This window comes from Streptomyces sp. NPDC002776 (assembly GCF_053592195.1).
In genome coordinates, this window is the sequence record NZ_JBSFVG010000019.1 from 32,395 (window position 1) to 54,306 (window position 21,912).

General features: G+C 71.7%; 18 protein-coding genes. 11 read left to right on the plus strand and 7 right to left on the minus strand.

The genetic code is table 11. The annotated features are described in order from the left end of the window. Window positions 1–15 precede the first annotated feature (15 nt). Genes rhaS through ACWD11_RS29910 form a run of 4 tightly spaced genes read right to left on the minus strand, consistent with a single transcriptional unit; the run spans window position 16 to window position 4,698 of the window. Window positions 16–1,098 carry a rhamnose ABC transporter substrate-binding protein gene (rhaS, locus tag ACWD11_RS29895; protein WP_389417046.1) on the minus strand — a complete coding sequence of 361 codons (1,083 nt, stop codon included), beginning with the start codon at window positions 1,096–1,098 and terminating at the stop codon, window positions 16–18. A gap of 39 nt (window positions 1,099–1,137) precedes the next feature. Further along, window positions 1,138–2,151: an ABC transporter permease gene (locus tag ACWD11_RS29900; RefSeq protein WP_389417045.1), complete on the minus strand. Its 1,014-nt coding sequence runs from the start codon at window positions 2,149–2,151 to the stop codon at window positions 1,138–1,140. After that, the gene (locus ACWD11_RS29905; protein ID WP_389417044.1) at window positions 2,144–3,184 is read right to left on the minus strand and encodes an ABC transporter permease; all 1,041 of its coding nucleotides are present in this window, start codon (window positions 3,182–3,184) and stop codon (window positions 2,144–2,146) included. Before ACWD11_RS29905 ends, ACWD11_RS29900 begins: the two co-directional genes overlap by 8 nt. Beyond that, on the minus strand, window positions 3,181–4,698 hold the full coding sequence (locus ACWD11_RS29910; RefSeq protein ID WP_451286702.1) for a sugar ABC transporter ATP-binding protein: 1,518 nt from the start codon (window positions 4,696–4,698) through the stop codon (window positions 3,181–3,183). The genes ACWD11_RS29905 and ACWD11_RS29910 overlap by 4 nt, the downstream gene beginning before the upstream one ends. Window positions 4,699–4,970: 272 nt before the next feature. On the opposite strand from ACWD11_RS29910, the gene rhaI reads away from it, so the two are divergent. From rhaI to ACWD11_RS29940, 6 genes are all read left to right on the plus strand, one after another. Then, on the plus strand, window positions 4,971–6,131 hold the full coding sequence (gene rhaI / locus ACWD11_RS29915; protein WP_451286704.1) for an L-rhamnose isomerase: 1,161 nt from the start codon (window positions 4,971–4,973) through the stop codon (window positions 6,129–6,131). Window positions 6,132–6,271: 140 nt separating this feature from the next. Then, the gene (locus ACWD11_RS29920; RefSeq protein WP_389417041.1) at window positions 6,272–8,311 is read left to right on the plus strand and encodes a bifunctional aldolase/short-chain dehydrogenase; all 2,040 of its coding nucleotides are present in this window, start codon (window positions 6,272–6,274) and stop codon (window positions 8,309–8,311) included. Beyond that, entirely contained in the window at window positions 8,308–9,759 is a 1,452-nt protein-coding gene (locus ACWD11_RS29925; RefSeq protein WP_451286706.1) for a rhamnulokinase, read from the plus strand. Before ACWD11_RS29920 ends, ACWD11_RS29925 begins: the two co-directional genes overlap by 4 nt. A 70-nt stretch (window positions 9,760–9,829) precedes the next feature. After that, entirely contained in the window at window positions 9,830–10,585 is a 756-nt protein-coding gene (locus ACWD11_RS29930) for a (Fe-S)-binding protein (protein WP_389417039.1), read from the plus strand. Continuing rightward, a complete protein-coding gene (locus ACWD11_RS29935; protein ID WP_451286708.1) occupies window positions 10,582–12,069 on the plus strand; it encodes a LutB/LldF family L-lactate oxidation iron-sulfur protein in 1,488 nt (495 codons plus the stop codon). Before ACWD11_RS29930 ends, ACWD11_RS29935 begins: the two co-directional genes overlap by 4 nt. Next, entirely contained in the window at window positions 12,066–12,698 is a 633-nt protein-coding gene (locus tag ACWD11_RS29940) for a LutC/YkgG family protein (RefSeq protein ID WP_389417037.1), read from the plus strand. The genes ACWD11_RS29935 and ACWD11_RS29940 overlap by 4 nt, the downstream gene beginning before the upstream one ends. Before the next feature lie 9 nt (window positions 12,699–12,707). On the opposite strand, the gene ACWD11_RS29945 is transcribed toward ACWD11_RS29940, so the two are convergent. Both ACWD11_RS29945 and ACWD11_RS29950 read right to left on the minus strand, forming a co-directional pair. Further along, window positions 12,708–14,246 carry an FAD-dependent oxidoreductase gene (locus tag ACWD11_RS29945; protein WP_451286710.1) on the minus strand — a complete coding sequence of 513 codons (1,539 nt, stop codon included), beginning with the start codon at window positions 14,244–14,246 and terminating at the stop codon, window positions 12,708–12,710. 493 nt (window positions 14,247–14,739) lie between these two features. Further along, window positions 14,740–15,666, minus strand: a complete 927-nt coding sequence (locus tag ACWD11_RS29950; RefSeq protein WP_451286712.1) for a hypothetical protein — start codon at window positions 15,664–15,666, stop codon at window positions 14,740–14,742. A 223-nt stretch (window positions 15,667–15,889) separates the two neighbouring features. Between ACWD11_RS29950 and ACWD11_RS29955 the strand changes: the two genes are divergently transcribed. From ACWD11_RS29955 to ACWD11_RS29975, 5 genes are all read left to right on the plus strand, one after another. Next, on the plus strand, window positions 15,890–16,678 hold the full coding sequence (locus ACWD11_RS29955; RefSeq protein ID WP_451286714.1) for an ABC transporter ATP-binding protein: 789 nt from the start codon (window positions 15,890–15,892) through the stop codon (window positions 16,676–16,678). 3 nt (window positions 16,679–16,681) lie between these two features. Continuing rightward, window positions 16,682–17,989 carry an FtsX-like permease family protein gene (locus tag ACWD11_RS29960; RefSeq protein WP_451286715.1) on the plus strand — a complete coding sequence of 436 codons (1,308 nt, stop codon included), beginning with the start codon at window positions 16,682–16,684 and terminating at the stop codon, window positions 17,987–17,989. 108 nt (window positions 17,990–18,097) lie between these two features. Continuing rightward, window positions 18,098–18,955, plus strand: coding sequence for an AAA family ATPase (locus tag ACWD11_RS29965; RefSeq protein ID WP_451286717.1), 858 nt, complete (start codon window positions 18,098–18,100; stop codon window positions 18,953–18,955). Then, complete coding sequence (locus ACWD11_RS29970) at window positions 18,952–20,310, plus strand: vWA domain-containing protein (protein ID WP_451286719.1); 1,359 nt, start codon at window positions 18,952–18,954, stop codon at window positions 20,308–20,310. The genes ACWD11_RS29965 and ACWD11_RS29970 overlap by 4 nt, the downstream gene beginning before the upstream one ends. Window positions 20,311–20,432: 122 nt before the next feature. Continuing rightward, complete coding sequence (locus tag ACWD11_RS29975) at window positions 20,433–21,407, plus strand: NAD(P)-dependent alcohol dehydrogenase (protein WP_389417030.1); 975 nt, start codon at window positions 20,433–20,435, stop codon at window positions 21,405–21,407. A 16-nt stretch (window positions 21,408–21,423) separates the two neighbouring features. Here the strand turns inward: ACWD11_RS29975 and ACWD11_RS29980 are convergent, their stop codons facing one another. Next, a complete protein-coding gene (locus ACWD11_RS29980; RefSeq protein WP_250076540.1) occupies window positions 21,424–21,786 on the minus strand; it encodes a cupin domain-containing protein in 363 nt (120 codons plus the stop codon). Between the last annotated feature and the right edge of the window lie 126 nt (window positions 21,787–21,912).

Sequence of the window (21,912 nt, forward strand, 5' to 3'; positions counted from 1 at the left end):
ACAGCCCCCTGTCGCTCAGAAGTCGAACTGGTCGATGTTGTCCTTGCTGAACACGGTCGGCTTGCCGAGGCTGATCACGCCGTCCTTGCCGATGGTGTACTCGCCCATGTCGCCGGCGGTGAAGGTCTCGCCCTCCTTGCCGGTGATCTGCCCGGACACCAGGGCGACGGCGGTACGGGCGGCCAGCTCGCCGAGCTTGGCCGGGTCCCACAGCTCGAACGCCTCGACGGTGCCGTTCTTGACGTACTTGCGCATGTCGTTCGGGGTGCCGAGGCCGGTCAGCTTGACCTTGCCCTTGTACTTGGAGCCCGACAGGTACTGGGCGGCGGCCTTGATGCCGACGGTGGTCGGGGAGATGATCCCCTTCAGGTTCGGGTGCTCCTGGAGCAGGCCCTGGGTCTGCTGGAAGGACTGCTGGGCGTCGTCGTTGCCGTACGCGACCTTCACCAGCTTCATGTCCTTGTACTTCGGGTCCTTGAGCTCGTCCTTCATGAACTCGATCCAGGCGTTCTGGTTGGTCGCGGTCTGCGCGGCGGACAGGATCGCGATCTCGCCCTTGTAGCCGATCTGTTCGGCGAGCAGCTGCACCTCGGTGCGGCCGAGGTCCTCGGCGGAGGCCTGCGAGACGAAGGCGTTGCGGCAGTCGGCCTTGGTGTCGGAGTCGTAGGTGACGACCTTGATGTCGTTCTTCATGGCCTGCTTGAGCGCGGTGCACAGGGCGCCGGGGTCCTGCGCGGAGACGGCCATGGCGTCGACCTGCTGCTGCGTGAGCGTGTTGACGTAACTGACCTGCCCCGCGGTGTCGGTGGCGCTGGACGGGCCGACCTCCTTGTAGCTGGAGCCCAGCTGCTCGAGGGCCGTCTCGCCGCCCTTGCCGGCGGAGGTGAAGTAGGGGTTGTTGACCTGCTTGGGCAGGAAGCCGACGGTCAGGCCCTTCTCGAGTTCGGCGTTCGGGTCGGCCTTTCCGGCGGTGGCGGCGGAGGCGTCCTCCTTGGCCACGTCCTCCTTGGTGGTGCCGCCGCAGGCGGTGAGGGCGAGGGCGAGGGAGGTGGCGGCGGCGACGGCCGCGGAGGCACGGCGGAGCGATGACTTGCGCATGAGGGCTCTTCCTTAGGGGAGGCGGGGTGAGCGAAGGGGTTACGAGGTCGGGGCGGGGGTTTTGGACACCGCCGGCGAGGCCGCGGCTCTGCGTCCGGCGCGGGCGACGGCGATCTGCCGTGCGACGCGGGGTCCGAGCACGGAGAGCACCAGCAGCACACCCGTGACGAGGATCTGCGACTGGGCGGAGACGTCCTGGAGACTCATCACGTTCTGCAGGGCGCCGAGCAGGAAGACACCGGCGATCGCGCCGCCGAGCGTTCCCTTGCCGCCGTCGAAGTCGATGCCACCGAGCAACACGGCGGCGACGACGGAGAGTTCGAGTCCGGTGGCGTTGTCGAAGCGGGCGCTGGCGTAGTGCAGGGCCCAGAAGATGCCGGTGAGGGAGGCCATGAAGCCCGTCACCGTGAACAGGATCAGCTTCTGCCGCCTGACCCGGATCCCGGCGAACCGGGCCGCCTCCTGGCTGGCGCCGATGGCGAACAGCGACCGCCCGAACGGGGTGGCGTGCAGCGCGACCACCGCGATGGCCAGCAGCACCAGGAAGGGCAGGAGGGCGTACGGGATGAAGGTGTCGCCGATCCGTCCGGACGCGAAGTCCAGGTACGGGGTGGGGAAGTCGGTCACCGCGTCGGAGCCGAGCACGATCTGCGCGATGCCCCGGTAGGCGGCGAGTGTGCCGATGGTGACGGCGAGGGACGGCAGACCGAGCCGGGTCACCAGCAGACCGTTGATCAGTCCGCACACCACCCCGAGCAGCAGGCAGATCGGAATGATCGCCTCGATCGTCATGCCCTGGTTCCACAGGGCGCCCATGACCGCTCCGGACAGTCCGGCGGTCGAGGCGACCGAGAGATCGATCTCGCCCGAGACGACCAGCAGGGTCATGGGCAGCGCGATCAAGGCGATCGGAAGGGTGTTCCCGATCAGGAACGACAGGTTGAGCGCGTTTCCGAAACCGTCCACGGATCCGAAGGACAGCAGGAGCACCACGATCAGCAGGGCGCCGACCACCGTGTCCCAGCGGACCGCGCGCAGCAGGGACTCAGGCATGGCGGGCGTTCCTCTTCTTCAGGGCCGAGGCCACGCGCAGCGCGACGACCCGGTCGACCGCGATGGCGAGGATGAGCAGGATGCCGTTGATGGCGAGCACCCAGACGGAGCTGACGCCGAGGGCGGGCAGCACACTGTTGATGGAGGTCAGCAGCAGGGCGCCCAGGGCGGCGCCGTAGACGCTGCCGGAGCCGCCGGTGAAGACGACACCACCGACCACGACGGCGCTCACGACCGTGAGTTCGTAGCCGTTGCCGGTGCCGGAGTCGACGTTGCCGAACCGCGCCAGGTACAGCGCCCCCGCGAGCCCGGCCAGCGCCCCGCAGAAGGTGTAGGCGGCGAGGATGCGCTTGCGGACCGGGATTCCGGCGAGGCGGGCGGCCTCGGGGTTGGAGCCGAGGGCATACAGTTCGCGTCCGCTGCCGTAGTGCTTGAGGTAGTAGGCGGTGGCCACCAGCACCACCAGGGCGATCAGGGCCAGCCACGGCACCGCGGAGATGCCGCCGGAGCCGAAGTCGACGAAGCCGTCCGGCAGGTCGGCCGCCGTGATCTGCCGGGAGCCGACCCAGATGGAGTCGATGCCGCGGATGATGTACAGCGTGCCGAGGGTGACGACGAGGGCCGGCACCTGGCCGAGGCTGACGAGCAGGCCGTTGAGCAGGCCGAAGCCGATGCCCATCAGCACCGCGAGCAGCACGGCCAGGACCGGGTTGCCGCCGCCCTGGAGATACGTACCGGCGGCGAAGGCGCTGATGCCCAGGGTCGAGCCGACCGACAGGTCGACGTTGCGGGTGATGACGACCAGGGACTGTCCGACGGCGACCAGCACCAGGATCGTCGCGTTGAGGAGGAGGTCCTTGATGCCCTGTTCGGTGAGGAACTCGCTGTTGCCGGCCTGGGTGACGGCGATCATCGCCAGGAAGACGACCAGGATGGCCAGTTCGCGCATCTTGAAGACGCGGTCGACCAGTCGGGTCGCGCCTGCCTTGGGCACCTCTGGGGCGGGGGCTTGCTGGGGGGTGGTCACCGTCATGCGGCGGCCCTCCCCGTGGCTGCGGCCATCACGGCTTCCTCGGTGGCTTCGGAGCGTGCGATCTCGGCGGTGAGCCGCCCTTCGTGCATCACCAGCACGCGGTCGGCCATGCCGAGGATCTCGGGCAGGTCGGAGGAGATCATCAGGACGGCGACCCCGTCGGCGGCGAGCCCGCTGAGCAGCCGGTGCACCTCGGCCTTGGTGCCGACGTCGATACCGCGGGTGGGCTCGTCGACGATGAGCACGTCGGGCCGGGTGGCGAGCCACTTGGCGAGGACGACCTTCTGCTGGTTGCCGCCGGAGAGGGTGGCGACGGTGTCGGCGATCCGGGCGTACTTCACCTGGAGCTTGACGGCCCAGTCGAGGGAGCGGCTGCGCTCGGCCCCGCGGTCCATCAGGCCGGCCCGGACGGTCGTGCGCAGGCCGGTGAGCCCGATGTTGCGCTCGATGGACATGTCCATCACCAGGCCCTGGGCCCGCCGGTCCTCGGGGACCAGGGCGAGACCGGCGGCCATCGCGGTGGAGGGGGCGCCGTTGACGAGGGCTTTCCCGCCGACGGACACCTCCCCGGCGTCCCAGCGGTCGATGCCGAAGACGGCTCGGGCGACCTCGGTGCGGCCGGCGCCGACGAGCCCCGCGAGGCCGACGATCTCACCGCGCCGGACGTCGAAGGAGACGTCGGTGAAGACGCCCTCGCGGGTGAGGCGGCGCACGCTCAGGGCGACCTCGCCCGGGGTGACGTCCTGCTTGGGGTACAGCTCGTCCAGGTCACGGCCGACCATGCGGCGGACCAGGTCGTCCTCGGTCATGCCGTCGATCGGCTCGCTGGCGATCCAGGCGCCGTCGCGCAGGGTAGTGACCCGCCGGCAGATCTGGAAGATCTCCTCCAGCCGGTGGGAGATGAACAGCACGGCGGCGCCCTGGTCGCGCAGGGTGCGGACGACGCCGAAGAGGCGGGCGACCTCGCTGCCGGTGAGGGCGGCGGTCGGCTCGTCCATGATCAGGACCCGGGCGTCGAAGGAGAGCGCCTTGGCGATCTCGACGATCTGCTGGTCGGCGATGGACAGACCGCGCGCCGGGCGGTCGGGGTCGAGCTCGACGCCGAGGCGCCGCATCAGGGCCAGCGTGGCGGCATGGGTGGCTTTGTGATCGATCCGGCCGAACGCGCGCCGGGGCCTGCGGCCCATGAAGATGTTCTCGGCGATCGACAGGTCGGGGAAGAGGGTCGGCTCCTGGTAGATCACGGCGATACCGGCGTCCCGGGCGTCGCCGGGGCCGTGGAAGACGACGGGTGCGCCGTCGAGCAGCACCTGGCCGGCGTCCGGCCGGTGCACTCCGGCGAGCGTTTTGATGAGGGTCGACTTGCCCGCGCCGTTCTCTCCGGCGAGGGCGTGCACCTCCCCGGGGAACAGCTCCAGGGAGACGTCCCGCAGGGCGCGGACCGCGCCGAAGGACTTCGACACGTCCCTGAGCGCGAGTACCGGGGCCGGACCCGTGGTGGACGGGTGGGTCATGGGGGCTCCTCGACGACGTCGGCGGGACGGCCCTCGCGACGTCGTGAAAGGTTTCAACTTGATTGCCGGGACGTTAGGCATGCGACGCATGTCACGTCAATGGGTCCGTGTCGAAAAAGTTTCGATGAACGAAGGTCACGGCCGGGTCACGAGCAACAGGCTTGAGCCTGGGGCTTGACACCCCTTCGGGGGGCTCATAGCTTCCCGTCTTGAATCGTTTCACAGTGATGCGTTTCTGAAGACTTTCCGCCCCGACGTCACAGGAGCCCGAAGTGACCGACCTCGCCGCGGTGAAGGCCGCGCTCAAGACCCAGGCCGTCGAGACGCCGTCGTGGGCGTACGGGAACTCCGGGACCCGGTTCAAGGTGTTCGCGCAACCGGGGGTGCCACGGACACCCCAGGAGAAGCTGGAGGACGCGGCGCAGGTCCACACGTTCACGGGGGTGGCGCCGACGGTGGCCCTGCACATCCCCTGGGACAAGGTCGAGGACTACGCGGCTCTCGCCAAGTTCGCCGAGGAACGGGGGGTGAAGCTGGGTGCGATCAACTCCAACACGTTCCAGGACGACGACTACAAGCTCGGCAGCATCTGCCACCCCGAGGCGGCGGTGCGCCGCAAGGCCGTCGACCACCTGCTGGAGTGCGTCGACATCATGGACGCGACCGGCTCCACCGACCTGAAGCTGTGGTTCGCCGACGGGACGAATTATCCCGGGCAGGACGACATCCGCGGGCGCCAGGACCGCCTGGCCGAGGGTCTCGCCGAGGTCTACGAGCGGCTCGGGGACGGGCAGCGGATGCTGCTGGAGTACAAGTTCTTCGAGCCCGCCTTCTACACGACGGACGTCCCAGACTGGGGGACGGCGTACGCGCACTGCCTCAAGCTCGGGCCGAAGGCCCAGGTCGTCGTCGACACCGGGCACCATGCGCCCGGCACCAATATCGAGTTCATCGTCGCCACGCTGCTGCGGGAGGGGAAGCTCGGCGGGTTCGACTTCAACTCGCGCTTCTACGCCGACGACGACCTGATGGTGGGCGCGGCGGACCCCTTCCAGCTGTTCCGGATCATGTACGAGGTGATCCGCGGCGGGGGCTTCAGCCCCGAGGTCGCGTTCATGCTCGATCAGTGCCACAACATCGAGGCGAAGATCCCGGCGATCATCCGGTCGGTGATGAACGTGCAGGAGGCCACGGCGAAGGCGCTCCTGGTGGATCGCGTCTCTCTTTCCGAGGCGCAGGCCGCCGGGGACGTGCTGGCCGCGAATGCCGTGGTGATGGACGCGTACAACACCGATGTGCGGCCGCTGCTGCGGGAGGTGCGGGAGGAGATGGGGCTGGATCCTGAGCCCCTTGCCGCGTATGCGCGGTCCGGGTGGGCCGAGAAGATCGTTGCTGAGCGAGTCGGTGGGGAGCAGGCCGGTTGGGGGGCGTGAGCGTCTGCCCTGATCTGTCGTATGCGGGGTGCGCGTGGTGTGTGGCTGGTCGCGCCCACGCGGCGGAGCCGCAAATCGGCACTGCCCCGCGCCCCTTGGGAAGTGCACTCGCCCTTTTTCAAGAAGTAAGGAAATTTTCCATGGCTATCCATCCCGAAGCCGCCGCTCTCCTCGCCCGGTCCCGTCGGCTCGGTTCTGATCCCCGTAACACCAACTACGCCGGCGGCAATGCCTCCGCCAAGGGCGCCGGCACCGATCCCGTCACGGGGGGTGATGTCGAGCTGATGTGGGTCAAGGGGTCCGGTGGTGATCTCGGGACGCTCACCGAGGCGGGGCTGGCGGTGCTGCGGCTGGACCGGATGCGGGCGCTCGTCGACGTCTACCCGGGTGTGGAGCGCGAGGACGAGATGGTCGCCGCGTTCGACTACTGCCTGCACGGCAAGGGGGGTGCCGCGCCCTCCATCGACACCGCCATGCACGGGCTCGTCGAGGCCGCCCATGTCGATCATCTGCACCCCGACTCCGGTATCGCGCTCGCCTGTGCCGCCGACGGCGAGAAGCTGACCGCCGAGTGCTTCGGCGACACCGTGGTGTGGGTGCCGTGGCGGCGCCCCGGGTTCCAGCTCGGGCTCGACATCGCCGCGGTGAAGAAGGCCAACCCCCAGGCCATCGGGTGCGTGCTCGGCGGGCACGGGATCACCGCCTGGGGTGACACCTCCGAGGAGTGCGAGCGCAATTCGCTGCACATCATCCGCACCGCCGAGGCGTTCCTTGCGGAGAAGGGGAAGGCCGATCCCTTCGGTCCCGTCATCGAGGGGTACGAGGCCCTCGGCGAGGGCGAGCGGCGGGAGCGGGCCGCGGCTCTGGCGCCGCACGTGCGTGCCGTCGCCTCCCAGGACCGGGCGCAGGTCGGGCACTTCGACGACTCCGACGCCGTCCTCGACTTCCTCGCCCGCGCCGAGCACCCCCGGCTCGCCGCCCTCGGCACCTCGTGCCCCGACCACTTCCTGCGCACCAAGGTGCGGCCGCTGGTGCTGGACCTGCCGCCCACGGCGCCGCTTCAGGACGTCGTGGCGCGGCTGAAGGAGCTGCACGCCGCCTACCGCGAGGAGTACGCCGCCTACTACCAGCGGCACGCCCTGCCCGACTCCCCCGCGATGCGCGGGGCGGACCCGGCGATCGTGCTGGTCCCCGGCGTCGGCATGTTCTCCTTCGGCAAGGACAAGCAGACCGCCCGGGTCGCGGGCGAGTTCTACGTCAACGCCATCAACGTGATGCGCGGCGCCGAGGCCGTCTCGACGTACGCGCCCATCGAGGAGTCCGAGAAGTTCCGCATCGAGTACTGGGCCCTGGAGGAGGCCAAGCTCCAGCGGATGCCGAAGCCCAAGCCGCTCGCCACCCGGGTCGCGCTGGTGACCGGCGCCGGCAGCGGGATCGGCAAGGCCATCGCCCAGCGGCTGGTCGCCGAAGGTGCTTGTGTGGTCGTCGCCGATCTCGACGCCGAGAACGCCGCCGCCGTCGCCGAGGAGCTGGGCGGGCCCGACAAGGCGGTCGCGGTGACGGTGGACGTCACCTCCGAGGAGCAGATCGCCGACGCCTTCGAGGCCGCCGTGCTCGCCTTCGGCGGGGTCGACCTCGTCGTGAACAACGCCGGGATCTCCATCTCCAAGCCGCTGCTGGAGACGTCGGCCAAGGACTGGGACCTGCAGCACGACATCATGGCGCGCGGTTCCTTCCTCGTGTCGAGGGAGGCGGCGCGGGTGATGATCGCCCAGGGTCTGGGCGGTGACATCGTGTACATCGCCTCCAAGAACGCCGTCTTCGCCGGCCCGAACAACATCGCCTACTCCGCCACCAAGGCCGACCAGGCCCACCAGGTGCGGCTGCTGGCCGCCGAGCTGGGCGAGCACGGCATCCGCGTCAACGGCGTCAACCCGGACGGCGTCGTGCGCGGCTCGGGGATCTTCGCCGGTGGCTGGGGCGCCCAGCGGGCCGCCGTGTACGGGGTGGAGGAGGACAAGCTGGGCGAGTTCTACGCCCAGCGGACCATCCTCAAGCGGGAGGTGCTGCCCGCGCATGTCGCCAACGCCGTCTTCGCCCTCACCGGCGGGGAGCTGACGCACACCACGGGACTGCACGTCCCGGTCGACGCCGGCGTCGCGGCCGCCTTCCTGCGGTGAGCGGGTCCGTGAAGTCGTACGCCGCGGTCGACCTCGGCGCGTCCAGCGGACGGGTCATGGTCGGCCGCGTGGGGCCCGACAGTCTGGAGCTGGCGGAGGCGCACCGGTTCGTGAACCGGCCGGTGCGCGTTCCGGAGGGGCTGCGCTGGGACGTGCTCGGGCTGTACGCGGGGGTGCTGGACGGCCTGCGGGCCGCCGGGCAGGTCGACTCCGTCGGCATCGACAGCTGGGCCGTCGACTACGGCCTGCTGGACGCCGACGGGGCGCTGCTCGGCAACCCCGTCCACTACCGCGACTCCCGTACGGACGGGGTCGCGGAGAAGGTGTGGGCGACCGTGCCCGCCGAGGAGCTGTACGGGGCGACCGGGCTGCAGTACGCGCCCTTCAACACCCTGTACCAGCTCATGGCCGCCCGCGGCACGGACCAACTCGCCCGTGCCCGGCGCCTGTTGCTCATCCCCGACCTGCTGACGTACTGGCTCACCGGCGAGCAGGGCACCGAGCTGACCAACGCCTCGACCACCCAGCTGATCGACCCGCGGACCCGGCGGTGGGCCACCGATGTCGCCGCCCGGCTCGGCGTCGACCTGGACCTGTTCGCGCCGTTGCGGCAGCCCGGGGAGCCGGCCGGTCTGCTGCGGCCCGAGGTCCTGGACGACACCGGGCTCACCGGACCCGTGCCGGTGACCGCCGTCGGCTCGCACGACACCGCCTCCGCGGTGGCCGCGGTCCCGGCCGGCGCCGGTGAGCACTTCGCGTACATCTGCACGGGGACCTGGTCGCTGGCCGGTCTGGAGCTGGACGCGCCGGTGCTGACCGAGGAGAGCCGGGCCGCCAACTTCACCAACGAGCTGGGGCTGGACGGCACGGTCCGCTACCTGCGCAACATCATGGGCCTGTGGCTGCTCCAGGAGTGCCTGCGCGTGTGGGACGAGCCGGATCTGGGCGGGCTGCTGCTCAGGGCGGCCAAGGCACCGGCGCTGCGGTCGGTGGTGGACGCGGGCGACGCGGCGTTCCTCGCGCCGGGGCGGATGCCGCAGCGGATCGCCGAGGCGTGCCGGGCCTCCGGGCAGCCGGTGCCCGAGTCGCCCGCCGAGGTCACGCGCTGCATCCTCGACTCGCTCGCCCTCGCCCACCGCAGGGCCGTCGCGGACGCCCAGCGGTTGGCCGACCGGCCGGTCGACGTCGTGTACGTCGTCGGGGGCGGCACCCGCAACGCCCTGCTGTGCCAGCTCACCGCCGACGCCTGCGGGCTGCCGGTGGTGGCGGGGCCGACGGAAGCCGCGGCCCTCGGCAACGTCCTGGTCCAGGCCCGCCCGCACGGCCTGGTCCGGGATCTCATGGACGGGCGGCAACTGCTCACCCGTACCCAGCCGTTGACCCGCTACGAGCCACGGGGCGACACCGCCCGGTGGCGCGAGGCCGAGGCCCGGTTCGCCCGCGGATGAGCGGGACTCCCCCGGGCCGCTGCCCCGCACTACCCTGCACTCATCCGATGATCGACGACAAGGAGCCGCGATGCGTGTCGCTCTGTTCCTGACCTGTGTCAACGACACGCTCTATCCGGACACCGGGCGCGCCGTGGTGAAGCTGCTGACCAGGCTGGGTGTCGAGGTCGACTTCCCGATGGCGCAGACCTGCTGCGGGCAGGCGCACTACAACACCGGCTACCGGCATGGCGCGGAGCCACTGGCCCGGCATTTCTCCGATGTCTTCGGGGAGTACGAGGCGATCGTGACGCCTTCCGGGTCGTGCGGGGCGATGGTGCGCGAGCTGTACCCGCGGATGGGCGAGCGGGCGCGGGCGGAGGGGCGCGGGGACGCGCTCGCCGCCACCCTCGCGCCCGTGGTGCCGAAGACGTACGAGCTGACGGAGTTCCTGGTGGACGTGCTGGGGGTGACGGACGTCGGGGCGTACTACCCGCACACGGTGACCTACCACCCGGCCTGCCACGGGCTGCGCGGGCTGGGGCTCGGTGACAAGCCCCAGCGGCTGCTGCGGGCGGTGAAGGGACTTGAGCTGGTCGAGCTGCCGGGCGCCGACGAGTGCTGCGGTTTCGGCGGCACCTTCGCCGTGAAGAACTCCGATGTCTCGGCGGCGATGGGCGCGGACAAGGTACGCAACGCCGAGTCCACGGGCGCGGACGTGCTCTGCTCGGCCGACAACTCGTGTCTGATGCACATCGGCGGCACCATGGCCCGGCTCAGGACGGGGATGCGGCCCGTCCACATCGCCGAGATCCTGGCGAGCACGGAGGAGGAACCGGCCGTATGAGCGGGACGTTCGTAGGGATGCCGGCCTTCCCGAAGGCCGCGCACGAGGCCGTGCACGACCAGACTTTGCGCGGCAATCTCCGCCACGCCACGCACACCATCCGCGGCAAGCGGGCCGCGGCCGTGGCGGAGGTGTCCGACTGGGACGCGCTGCGCGACGCGGGCGCGCGGATCAAGGACCGTGCGCTGCGCCATCTGGACCGCTACCTGGTGCAGTTGGAGGAGTCGGTGACCGCCGCGGGCGGCACCGTGCACTGGGCCGCCGACGCCGACGAGGCCAACCGGATCGTCACCGACCTCGTCAAGGCCACCGGCGAGTCGGAGGTCGTCAAGGTCAAGTCGATGGCCACGCAGGAGATCGGGCTGAACGAGGCGCTGGAGGCGGAGGGCATCCGCGCCTACGAGACCGATCTCGCCGAACTGATCGTGCAGTTGGGCAAGGACCGGCCCTCCCACATCCTGGTCCCGGCGATCCACCGCAACCGCGGCGAGATCCGGGACATCTTCGCCCGGGAGATGAGCGAGTGGGGCCGTCCGGCCCCCGAAGGGCTCACCGACACCCCGGCCGCACTCGCCGAGGCCGCCCGGGTGCATCTGCGGGAGAAGTTCCTGCGCGCCAAGGTCGGCATCTCGGGCGCCAACTTCATGGTCGCCGAGACCGGCACCATGGTGGTCGTGGAGTCCGAGGGCAACGGCCGGATGTGCCTGACCCTGCCCGAGACACTGATCTCGGTCGTCGGCATCGAGAAGGTCGTGCCGTCCTGGCAGGACCTGGAGGTGTTCCTGCAGACCCTCCCCCGCTCCTCCACCGCCGAGCGCATGAACCCGTACACGAGCATGTGGACCGGTACGACGGACTCCGAGACGGCGGACGGGCCCCGGAACTTTCATCTCGTCCTCCTCGACAACGGCCGCACCGACACCCTCGCCGACGAGGTCGGCCGCCAGGCCCTGCGCTGCATCCGCTGCTCCGCCTGCCTCAATGTCTGCCCGGTGTACGAGCGGGCCGGCGGCCACGCGTACGGCTCGGTCTACCCGGGCCCGATCGGCGCCATCCTCAGCCCCCAACTGCGGGGCACGGCAAGCGAGATCGACGCCTCCCTGCCGTACGCCTCCTCCCTGTGCGGCGCCTGCTACGAGGTGTGCCCCGTGGCCATCGACATCCCCGAGGTGCTGGTGCACCTGCGGGAACGGGTCGTGCAGGGCGGGCCGGTGACCCGGGGCGGCAACAAGGTCGTGCTCAAGCCCGCCAAGGGACACGCGGCGGAACGGGCGGCGATGCGGGCGGCCCGCTGGGCGTTCACCTACCCGGCCGCCCTGCGCACCGGGCAGCGGCTCGCCTCCCGCACCCGGCGCCTGCATCCCCGCAGCCTGCCGGGGCCCGGGAAGGCGTGGAGCGGCACCCGGGAACTGCCCGCGGTGCCCCGGGAGCCGTTCCGGGACTGGTGGCAGCGGACGCACGGCGGAAAGGACGACGCCAAGTGAGCAGCAGGGAACGGATCCTCGGGCGGGTGCGGCGCGCGCTGGCCGACGTAGGACCGGACGAGGACACGCCGGTCGAGCGCGGGTATCTGCGGCAGCACGGGGAGCGGGGCGCGGAGGAGACGGTGGATTTGTTGGCCGAGAACCTGGCCGACTACCGGGCGATCGTGCACCGTTGCTCCCCCGATGACCTGCCGGCGACGCTCGCCGGGCTGCTGGCCGCGCGGGGGGCGAGGACGGTGCTCGTGCCGCCCGGTCTGGAGTCGTCGTGGCTCGCGGTGGCCGATGCAGAGCAGGTCCCGGACCGGATCGAGAGCACCCCGCACGAGCTGGACCGCGTCGACAGTGTGATCACGGCGTGCGCGGTGGCCGTCGCCGAGACCGGCACCATCGTCCTCGACGGCGGCCCCGACCAGGGCCGTCGCCGCATCACGCTCGTCCCCGACCATCACATCTGCGTCGTACGGGTGCCGGACCAGGTCGTCTCCTCCGTGCCGCAGGCCCTCGAACGGCTCGACCCCGTCCGCCCGTTGACCTGGATCTCCGGCCCTTCGGCGACCAGCGACATCGAACTGGACCGGGTCGAGGGGGTGCACGGGCCGCGCACCCTGGAGGTGATCCTGGTCGGCTGAGGGGGCGGCTCAGATGTCCCGTTGCTCCAGGGGCCGCACCGCGGGCCCCTGGACCACCCGGCCGTCCGGGGCGAAACGGGAGCCGTGGCACGGGCATTCCCAGGCCTGCTCCGCGCGGTTGAACGCCACGAGACAGCCCATGTGCGTGCACTTGGCGGAGACGGCGTGCACCTTGCCGTCCTCGTCGCGGTGGACGGCGCAGCGCTTGCCCGACACATGGACGATGGCGCCGTCCCCGGGGGCGATCTCGTCCACCGACGTGGCCGAGGGGCCCGGCAGGTGCTGGAGCCGGTCACCGACGAAGTGCCGTGCCACGTCGGCCTGGTGCTTGAGGAAGTCCATCCCCTCCCGCAGGACGGGCGCCACCCGGCGCGGGTCGTACAGGTCGCTCCACGCGTTGTCCCGGCCGGTGATCAGATCGCACAGCAGGCGGCCCGACATGATCCCGCTCGCCATTCCCCAGCCGCCGAAGCCGGTGGCCACGTAGACGTGCTTGCTCCCGGGGTGCAGGGGGCCGACGAGCGGTACGGAGTCGGTGGGGTCGTTGTCCTGCGTGGCCCAGCGGTGGGTGAAGTCGAGGTCACCGAAGCGTTCCCGGGCCCAGGCGGAGAGGGTCTCGAAGCGGGCCTCGACATCGCCGCCGGCGCCGGGGGTGAAGTGTTCCCCGGTGACGAGGAGCAGGCGCCTGCCGTCGCCGTAGGGCGCCGTGCGGACGGAGCGGGTGTTCTGCTCGGGGGTGATGTACATGCCGGTCGGAGCCGTGGCGGCGTCGACGGGAGCGGTGACGACGAGTTCCCGGCGGGGCGTGAGGCGGGTGAACAGCAGCGCCCGGTCGAAGATCGGATAGTGGGTGGCGACCACGACGGACCGCGCCGTCACCTTCACGCCGTCCTCGGTCGTGAGCACACAGCGTTCGCCCTCGGAGAGGCCGACCACACGGGTGTGCTCGTACACGCGACCGCCCAGCCGCTGCAGGTCGTCGACCAGCGCCAGCAGGTATTTGCGCGGGTGGAACTGGGCCTGTTCCTCCACCCGAACGGCCCCCGCGACCGGGAACGGCAGGTCCGTCTCGGTCACGTACTGCGCGGGCAGCCCCGCCTCCCGGGCGGCGGCGGCCTCGGCCCGCAGTTCCTCGGTGCGGTCGGCGTTCTCGGCCCAGGTGTAGGCCGCCGTGGTCTCCCAGTCGCAGTCCACGCCGAGCGCCTCAGCGGTTTCGGCGGCGTGCCGGATCGCGTCCATCTGGGAGGCCGCGTACAGCCGTGCCCCGTCCCGGCCGCGGGTACGGCGGAGCCGGTCGTAGATCAGGGTGTGCTGGGCGCTCATCTTGGCCGTGGTGTGCCCGGTGACGCCGGTGGCGATCCGGTCCGCCTCCAGCAGGGCGACGCCGTGGCCCCGCCGGGCCAGCTCCCAGGCCGTACTGATCCCGGCGATACCCGCGCCCACGACGGCCACCTCGACGGTGAGGTCACCGTCCGGCGGGGGCGCGAGGTCGCCGGGCGGCGCCGTCTCGATCCAGTGCGACTTACGGGTGCGGGCCTGATCGTCCATGGCGCCCGGGTTCCCCGGACGGGCCCGGCCACACGACGTACGGGGAGCCAGGGAAAGGTGCAGGTCAGCGGGGAGTGGCCGGGGGCCGCGGTGTGACAGGGATCCAGCCACCCGCCGTGCCGCCGGACCACGCAAGCGCGCAGGCCAGCGCGCAACGGCCGACGGCCGCCCGTGACACGGACCCGGCCACACGACGCGCGGCGACCCGAGCAAGTGCAGGTGCGCGGACTGGCCAGGGGCCGCCGGTGGCACGGGCCCGGCCACCCGCCGTGCCGCCGGACACGCAAGCGCGTAGCGGCGGCCGGAGCCGGTCGGCCAGGTGGGCTGCGGGTGGGGGGGCGTCGTGGCGCACGGTCGCCGAGTCCGCGGCGCTGACGCGTCCGCTCGCCCTGACGTCGGAGCGGTCGATCGCCGGGCGGGGAAGATGCCGTACGCCCTCGGGGCGCCGGTCGCGCACCGGTGCCCCAACCCCCGCGCATCCCCGCCCCCGTACTCAGGCGTTCTTCGGCTTGCGGGTCGACTCGCGGGCCAGGATGCCGAAGGCCCAGCGCTCGTTGAACCCGGCGACGAAACCTATCGCGCACCAGAACCCCCAGAAGTCCGTGCCCTTCGTGGGAGAGCCGGGCGTGGCGGCGGACGGGCAGATCTCGGCCGCCGTGGCCGGGACCTCGAAGACGGGCACGAGGCCGCCGCTGAGCAGGAAGTACACCGCGAGGGCGAGGATCCAGCCGACGACCACCCGGTACACGCCCTCGTGGCGCATCCTGCGGGCCATCTGGCCGGGCACGACCAGACCGTCCTGGGCACCGTTCTGACGCTGCGTCAACTGTTCGGTGTGTCCCCGCAGTCGGACCAGCACACTCAGCACCGCGCCGAGCGCCCCGACCCCGCCGCACACGAACGCGCCCAGCAGCTGCCAGCGGTTGGTGCAGTTGAGCGTCACCCCCAGGGCCTGGAGCAGTCCGGCACCCCAGAGCAGCGGTACGACGAGCAGCACCAGGCTGGCGGCGGAGCCGAGCGTCAGGCCGACGTTGAGGCCGCGACTGACCGCGATCGCGCTGTCCTGGGCGAGTCGTCCCCGCAGGTCGGCGACCTCCTCGTCGAGGTACTCGGCCAGGTGGTCGTTCGGCTTGGCGTCCTCGAGGCGTGGATCGCTCAGCGCGTTGTGGAGGACGCGCCGCACGGCGACCCGCGCCGCGACGCGCGTGGTGCGCTCGAAGGCGCGCTGCGAGGCGCCGTACAAGAGCTGCAGTTGCAGCTGCTGTTCGGGGTACAGGTCCCCGAACTTCATGTAGGCCGGGCCGAGTCCGGCCGGCACGATGTGCATCAGTCCCTCGGGCCGCAGATCGGTGTCCGCCCCCTCGACCGACTCCCGCAATCCCTGCCACCACGAGTGGCGGCGTCCCCCGTCGACCGTCATGGGGTACCTGTACCGCCGCGGGTGACGGCCGGGAAGTCGGCTCGCCGCACCAGTCCCGTGACGGTTGTCACCGGTGTGTCACCTCGGCGGGCCACTGCCCTGGAGACGGGGCCGTGGTGTCACTGAGTACACCCCCCGATACGGGTTCTGCACCCCATGTGCCGAGCCCGCCGTCTCCGTAGCTTCGTGGTGGGGGGCACAGGGAGTGCCCCACCGGGGAGTGATGACGATGTTCCGCACGGGCACACCCGCGCACGACGAGGGACCCGCCGCCGAGGCGCTGCGGCTGGTCAAGGTCACCAGGACCTACGGCACGGACGACAGCGCGGTGACCGCCTTGCGCGAGGTCACCTTGGGGCTCGGGAGCGGCACCTTCACCGCGGTGATGGGTCCTTCCGGCTCCGGCAAGACGACGTTGCTGCACTGCGCGGCGGGTCTGGACCGGCCGGACAGCGGGATCGTGCGGGTGGACGGCACCGAGCTGACGGGCGGCGACGAGACGGCGCTGACGAAGTTCCGGCGCGGCCGGATCGGGTTCGTGTTCCAGCAGTACAACCTGCTGGAGACGCTGACCGTCGCGCAGAACACGGTGCTGCCGCTGAAGCTGGCCGGGCGGCGGGTGGACAAGCGGCGGGTCCGGGAGGTGCTGGCCTCGGTCGGTCTCGGCGACCGGCTCGGCCACCGTCCCGACCAGCTCTCCGGCGGCCAGCGACAGCGTGTCGCGATCGCCCGGGCGCTGGTCACCGAACCTCGGGTGATCTTCGCGGACGAGCCGACCGGCGCCCTGGACACGCGCAGCGCGCGGGAGGTCCTCACGCTGCTCCAGCACGCGGTGCGGGGGCACGGGCGGACGGTGGTGATGGTGACGCACGACCCGGTCGCCGCCTCCTACGCCGACTCCGTGCTGTTCCTGGCGGACGGGCGGCTCGCGGGCCGGATGGACGCGCCGACCCCGGACGCGGTGGCCGAGCGCCTCGCGCACCTGGGCGACGCCGTGGCGACGGAGGTGTGAGCGATGTTCCTGCTGGCGATGCGGTCGATCCGGCAGCGGCCCGGACGGTTCCTGGCGACGCTGCTCGCCGCCTTCCTGGGCGCGGCGATCATCATGACGTTCAACTCCCTGCACGACACCGCGGCGCGGGACGGCGTCGACGCGACGAGCGCGGAGACGCTGACGACGGCGGCGAGTGTCGTCGGCGGCTACGGCAGCCTGCTGGTGTTCTTCGCCGTGGCCTCGACGCTGACGGTCAACGTCCGTCAGCGGACGGCGGAGCTGGAACTGCTGCGCTGCTCGGGGGCGACGCCGGGGCAGCTCCGGCGGATGGTGGTGGGTGAGGCGGTGGCGGTGGCGCTGGTGGGCGCGGTACCGGCGGTCGGCGCGGCGATGCTCGGCGGGCGGGCGCTGCTGGCCGTCTTCCAGGACAGTGGCCAGGTGGCCGGTTCCGTCGGCCACGTCTTCGGCCCGGTCGCGCTCGTGACAGGCGTCGGCATCACGCTGCTCGCGTCGGCGGGCGCGGCGTTCCTCGCCGTACGGCGGGCCACGCGCGGGTCGCGACGGCCGGGCAGGGGGCGGACGTATCTCGGGTACGCGGCGCTCGCGGCCGGTGCCCTGTCGGCGAGCGCCACCTTCGCCTTCTCGGCGACGGACGAGGCGCTGATGGCGCCGGCCGTGTACGGGGCGATCCTGCTGTCGGTGGGGTTCGCGCTGCGGGCGCCCCGGCTGCTCGGGGGCGTGCTGGACCGGCTGGCGCCGCGGGGTGCGAGCAGCTGGCTGGCGGTGCGGAATCTGCGCCGGCGGTTGGCCGACCTGGCGGGCACGCTGATGTCGCTGATCCTCTTCACGGCGGTGTCCACGGCCACGCTCACCGCGCAGGCCGTGGAGAGCGACGCCCTCGCGGCCTCGGGCGCGGTGAAGTCGGTCGACGCGAAGAACCTGGAGACGCTCAACTACACGGTCGTCGGCATCATCGTGGTCTTCGTCTGCGTGATGCTGGTCAACTCGCTGTACGCGGCGACCACGTACCGGGTCCGGGAGTTCGGCCAGCAGCGGCTGGCGGGGGCGACGCCCGGCCAGGTGCTGGGGATGGTGGGCGCCGAGGGACTGATCCTCACGCTGACCGGAGTGGTGTGCGGGACGCTGGCGGCGCTGGCGGGCATCATCCCCTTCACCCTGGTCCGCTCCGACCGGCTCCTGCCCACCGAGTTCTACGGCGTCGCCGCCGCGGTCATCGCCGTAGCAGCCGCGACGACCCTGGGCACCAGCCTGGTGACGACCCGCCGGGTGCTGCGTACTCCGGCGGTGGCGGCGGTCGCGGTGGGGTGACGGATGGCGGGGGGCTCGGCGCGTTCTGGCGGCGAGCGCCCTCGACGCCGTGACACAGGAGGTGAACAAGCGCTTAGATAGGTGGCAGTATCCGACCTGGAGGCCCCGTTGTTCACTTCCGTCGACGACGTCGCCGCGCGGCTGGCCGAGACCGGCTACCTCGCCTCGCCCGCGGTCGCCACGACCGTCTTCCTCGCCGACCGCCTCGGCAAGCCCCTGCTGGTCGAGGGCCCCGCCGGGGTCGGCAAGACGGAGCTCGCCAAGGCCGTCGCCCAGGTCGCCGGGGCCCGGCTCGTCCGGCTCCAGTGCTACGAGGGCGTGGACGAGTCCCGCGCGCTGTACGAGTGGAACCACGCCAAGCAGTTGCTGCGCATCAGCGCGGGCCGTGACGAGACCTGGGACGAGGCGCGCACGGACATCTTCAGCGAGGAGTTCCTGCTCCCCCGTCCGCTGCTCACGGCGATCCGCGGCGACGACCCCAAGGTGCTGCTGATCGACGAGACGGACAAGGCGGACGTCGAGGTGGAGGGCCTGCTGCTGGAGGTGCTCAGCGACTTCCAGGTCACGGTCCCCGAACTCGGCACCGTCACCGCCACCCGCCGCCCCTTCGTCGTCCTCACCTCCAACGCCAGCCGCGAACTGTCCGAGGCGCTGCGCCGCCGCTGCCTCTTCCTCCACATCGGCTTCCCCGACGAGGAGTTGGAGCGCCGGATCGTCCGGCTGAAGGTGCCCGAGCTCGACGAGGCGCTGGCCCGCTCGGTGGTACGGGTGGTGGGTGCGCTGCGCGCCATGGACCTGCGGAAGCTGCCGTCGGTCGCCGAGACCATCGACTGGGCCCGGACCCTGCTCGCGCTCGGCGCCGACACCCTGGACGAGACCGTCGTACGGGACAGTCTCGGCGTCCTCCTCAAGCACCAGGAGGACGTGCTGAAGGCCACCGCCAAGCTCGACCTGGACGCCCTGTGACCACCCCCGCTGGGGTCGCCGAGCGGCTGACGTCGCTGGTGGCCGCCCTGCGCGCGCACGGCATCCGGATCGGCACCGGCGAGACCGTGGACGCGGCGCAGGCGGTGGCGGCGCTCGGCCTGACGGACCGGGAGCGGCTGCGCGAGGGCCTGGCGGCGACCTTGTTGCACGGTACGGCCCAACGGCCGGTGTTCGACCCGGTCTTCGACCTGTACTTCCCGCGGGGCGTCGGCGCGCCGGAGCAGGAGGCGGCGGGGCGGGAGGACCTGCGCGACCGGCTGGCGGCGGCGCTGGCGGCGAACGACCGGGCGCTGATGGGCCGGCTGGCGGTGGAGGCGGTCGACGGCTTCGGCGGATACGGCTCCTCCCCGGGGTCGGACGGCTGGTCGTCGTACCAGACCCTCGACCGGCTCCGCCCGCAGACGCTGCTCGCCCGGGTCCGCGACGACGTGCGGGCGCGGGGCGGCGCTCCGGGGTTCGCCGACCGGCTGCTGGAGGACGAGATCCGGCGGCGCATCGAGGGGTTCCGGGCTCTGGTCACCGCGGAGGCGCGGCGCCGGGTGGCGGAGCGGCGCGGCCGGGACGAGATCGCCCGGCGGGCGGTGGCGCCGAGCGCCGACCGGGTAGACTTCCTCTTCGCGGGGAAGGCTCAACTGGCCGAGCTGCGCAGGGCCGTTCAGCCGCTCGCCCGCAAGCTGGCCACCCGGCTGGCGGCCCGCCGGCGCCGGGCCGCGCGCGGTGCGATCGATCTACGGCGGACCCTGCGCGGCTCGCTGTCGACGGGCGGGGTGCCGATGAAGCCGGTGCTGCGCAGGCGGCGGCCGGTGCGGCCCGAACTGGTGCTGCTGTGCGATGTGTCGGGCTCGGTGTCCGGCTTCTCGGACTTCACCATGCTGCTGGTGCAGGCGCTGCACGACCAGTTCAGCAAGGTGCGGGTGTTCGCGTTCGTCAACCGCATCGACGAGGTGACCGGCCTGCTCGTGCACGGCACGGCCGACCCGGAGGGTCTGGGCGACCGCATCCGGACCGAGGCCACCCTGACCGGCTGGCACGGCAGCAGCGACTACGGCGTGGCGCTGGGCGAGTTCGCCGAGCGGTACGGTGACGCGGTCGGCCCGCGCACCACGGTGTTCGTGCTCGGCGACGCGCGCACCAATATGAGCGACCCGAACCTCGCGGCCGTCCGGCTCATCAGCGAAAGGGCCCGCCGCGTCTACTGGTTGAACCCGGAGCAGACCACGAGCTGGGGCACGGGCGACTCCGCCGCGCCGGACTACGCCGAGCTGGTGGAGATGCACGAGTGCCGCAACGCCCGCCAGCTCAGCGACCTGGTGTCCCGGCTGCTGCCGGTGTGACCGGGGCGACGGAACCTTCGGTGGTGGTCGTGGGCTCCGCTCCCCGGGACGAATCAGGGTTCGTCCCTGATGTCCCTGACCGGCCCGGATCCGTAGTCTCGAAAGCGGTGAAGGGGGAGATCATGAAGGCAGTGGTGCAGGACCGGTACGGCCCGGCGGACGTGCTGGAGTTCCGGGACATCGAACGGCCGGTGCCGGGACCCGGCGAGGTGCTGGTGCGGGTGCACGCCGCGTCGGTCAACGCCTACGACTGGCATTTCATGCACGGCGACCCGAAGGTGGCGCGCGCGGTGATGGGGCTGCGCGGACCCAAGGCGCGGGTCAGGGGCCGGGACTTCGCGGGCCGGGTGGCGGCGGTGGGCGACGGGATCACCGGTCTCGGGCCCGGTGACGAGGTGTTCGGCGAGGCCGACGGCGCCTTCGCCGAGTATGTGTGCGCGCCGGGTGACGCGGTGGGCCCGAAGCCGTCCCACCTCACCTTCGAGCAGGCCGCCGCGATACCCCTCGCCGGGAACACGGCCCTGATCGGCGTCCGGGACGTGGGCGGTGTGCGGCAGGGGCAGACGCTGCTGGTCAACGGCGCCTCGGGCGGCGTCGGCACCTTCGCCGTGCAGCTCGGCAAGGCGTACGGCGCGGAGGTGACCGCGGTGTGCAGCGCGCGCAACGCGGACATGGCCCGCTCACTGGGCGCGGACCATGTCATCGACTACGCACGCGAGGACTTCACCCGCACGAGCCGGCGCTACGACGTGGTACTGGACCTGGTCGGCAACCACTCACTGCGGGCGTTGCGGCGCGCGCTCACCCCGACCGGCACCCTGGTGCTGTCCGGCGGCGGATTCTACGAGGGCGGCAGCATCGTCGGCCCCATGGGACTGTTCCTCAAGCGGCGGCTGGCGGCGCCCTTCACACGGCAGCGGCTGCTCGAACTCCCCGCCCGCCAGAGCAGGGAGAACCTCGCGGCCCTCAAGGAGCTGGCCGAGGCCGGGCGGATCGCGCCGGTCGTCGAGCGGACGTATCCGCTCAGTGCGGCGGCCGAGGCGATTCGCCACCTGGAGGTGGAGCACGCGCGCGCGAAGATCGTCGTCACCGTCTGAGCGTCGCTCCTCCTCGCTACTCCTTGGCCTTCGCGTACTCCGTGGCCATGGTGCCCGCGAAGTCGTACACGACGACCTGTTCATCGCCCACGACCCAGGCGTCGTGGCCCGGCGGGACCACGAAGACATCGCCCGGGCCGACCTCGGCCTCGCCGCCGTCGTCCATCGTGACGTGCAGACGGCCCTGGACGACGTAGCCGTTGTGGTGGACCTCGCAGCTCTCGGTGCCCGCGATCGGGGCCACGGACTCCGACCAGCGCCAGCCGGGCTCGAAGGTGCCCACGGCGAAGTCGAGCCCGGTCAGGTGGACGGCCTCCAGGTGTCCCCTGGGGAAATCGCGCCGCTCGTCCGGCTTGTCGAGCGTCTTCACTTCGATCATCACGGATCTCCTTCCGGCCGCGTCGGTACGGCCGGGGCCGGTCTCCGTCTCCCGGCCGCTGCCGAGCGGCCCCGGCGGGGGCCGGACCCCACCCCTCCATCGTCCGCCTGTCCAGTCGGCGCCGCC

Bases quoted from the DNA above. Each gene is read 5' to 3' on its own strand.
- ACWD11_RS29905 (WP_389417044.1), bottom strand. From the start codon at position 3,184: ATGACGGTGACCACCCCCCAGCAAGCCCCCGCCCCAGAGGTGCCCAAG.
- ACWD11_RS29960 (WP_451286715.1), top strand. From the start codon at position 16,682: ATGTTCCTGCTGGCGATGCGGTCGATCCGGCAGCGGCCCGGACGGTTC.
- ACWD11_RS29955 (WP_451286714.1), top strand. From the start codon at position 15,890: ATGACGATGTTCCGCACGGGCACACCCGCGCACGACGAGGGACCCGCC.
- ACWD11_RS29900 (WP_389417045.1), bottom strand. From the start codon at position 2,151: ATGCCTGAGTCCCTGCTGCGCGCGGTCCGCTGGGACACGGTGGTCGGC.
- ACWD11_RS29975 (WP_389417030.1), top strand. From the start codon at position 20,433: ATGAAGGCAGTGGTGCAGGACCGGTACGGCCCGGCGGACGTGCTGGAG.
- ACWD11_RS29910 (WP_451286702.1), bottom strand. From the start codon at position 4,698: ATGACCCACCCGTCCACCACGGGTCCGGCCCCGGTACTCGCGCTCAGG.
- ACWD11_RS29980 (WP_250076540.1), bottom strand. From the start codon at position 21,786: ATGATCGAAGTGAAGACGCTCGACAAGCCGGACGAGCGGCGCGATTTC.
- ACWD11_RS29945 (WP_451286710.1), bottom strand. From the start codon at position 14,246: ATGGACGATCAGGCCCGCACCCGTAAGTCGCACTGGATCGAGACGGCG.
- ACWD11_RS29950 (WP_451286712.1), bottom strand. From the start codon at position 15,666: ATGACGGTCGACGGGGGACGCCGCCACTCGTGGTGGCAGGGATTGCGG.
- ACWD11_RS29920 (WP_389417041.1), top strand. From the start codon at position 6,272: ATGGCTATCCATCCCGAAGCCGCCGCTCTCCTCGCCCGGTCCCGTCGG.
- rhaS (WP_389417046.1), bottom strand. From the start codon at position 1,098: ATGCGCAAGTCATCGCTCCGCCGTGCCTCCGCGGCCGTCGCCGCCGCC.
- ACWD11_RS29930 (WP_389417039.1), top strand. From the start codon at position 9,830: ATGCGTGTCGCTCTGTTCCTGACCTGTGTCAACGACACGCTCTATCCG.
- ACWD11_RS29935 (WP_451286708.1), top strand. From the start codon at position 10,582: ATGAGCGGGACGTTCGTAGGGATGCCGGCCTTCCCGAAGGCCGCGCAC.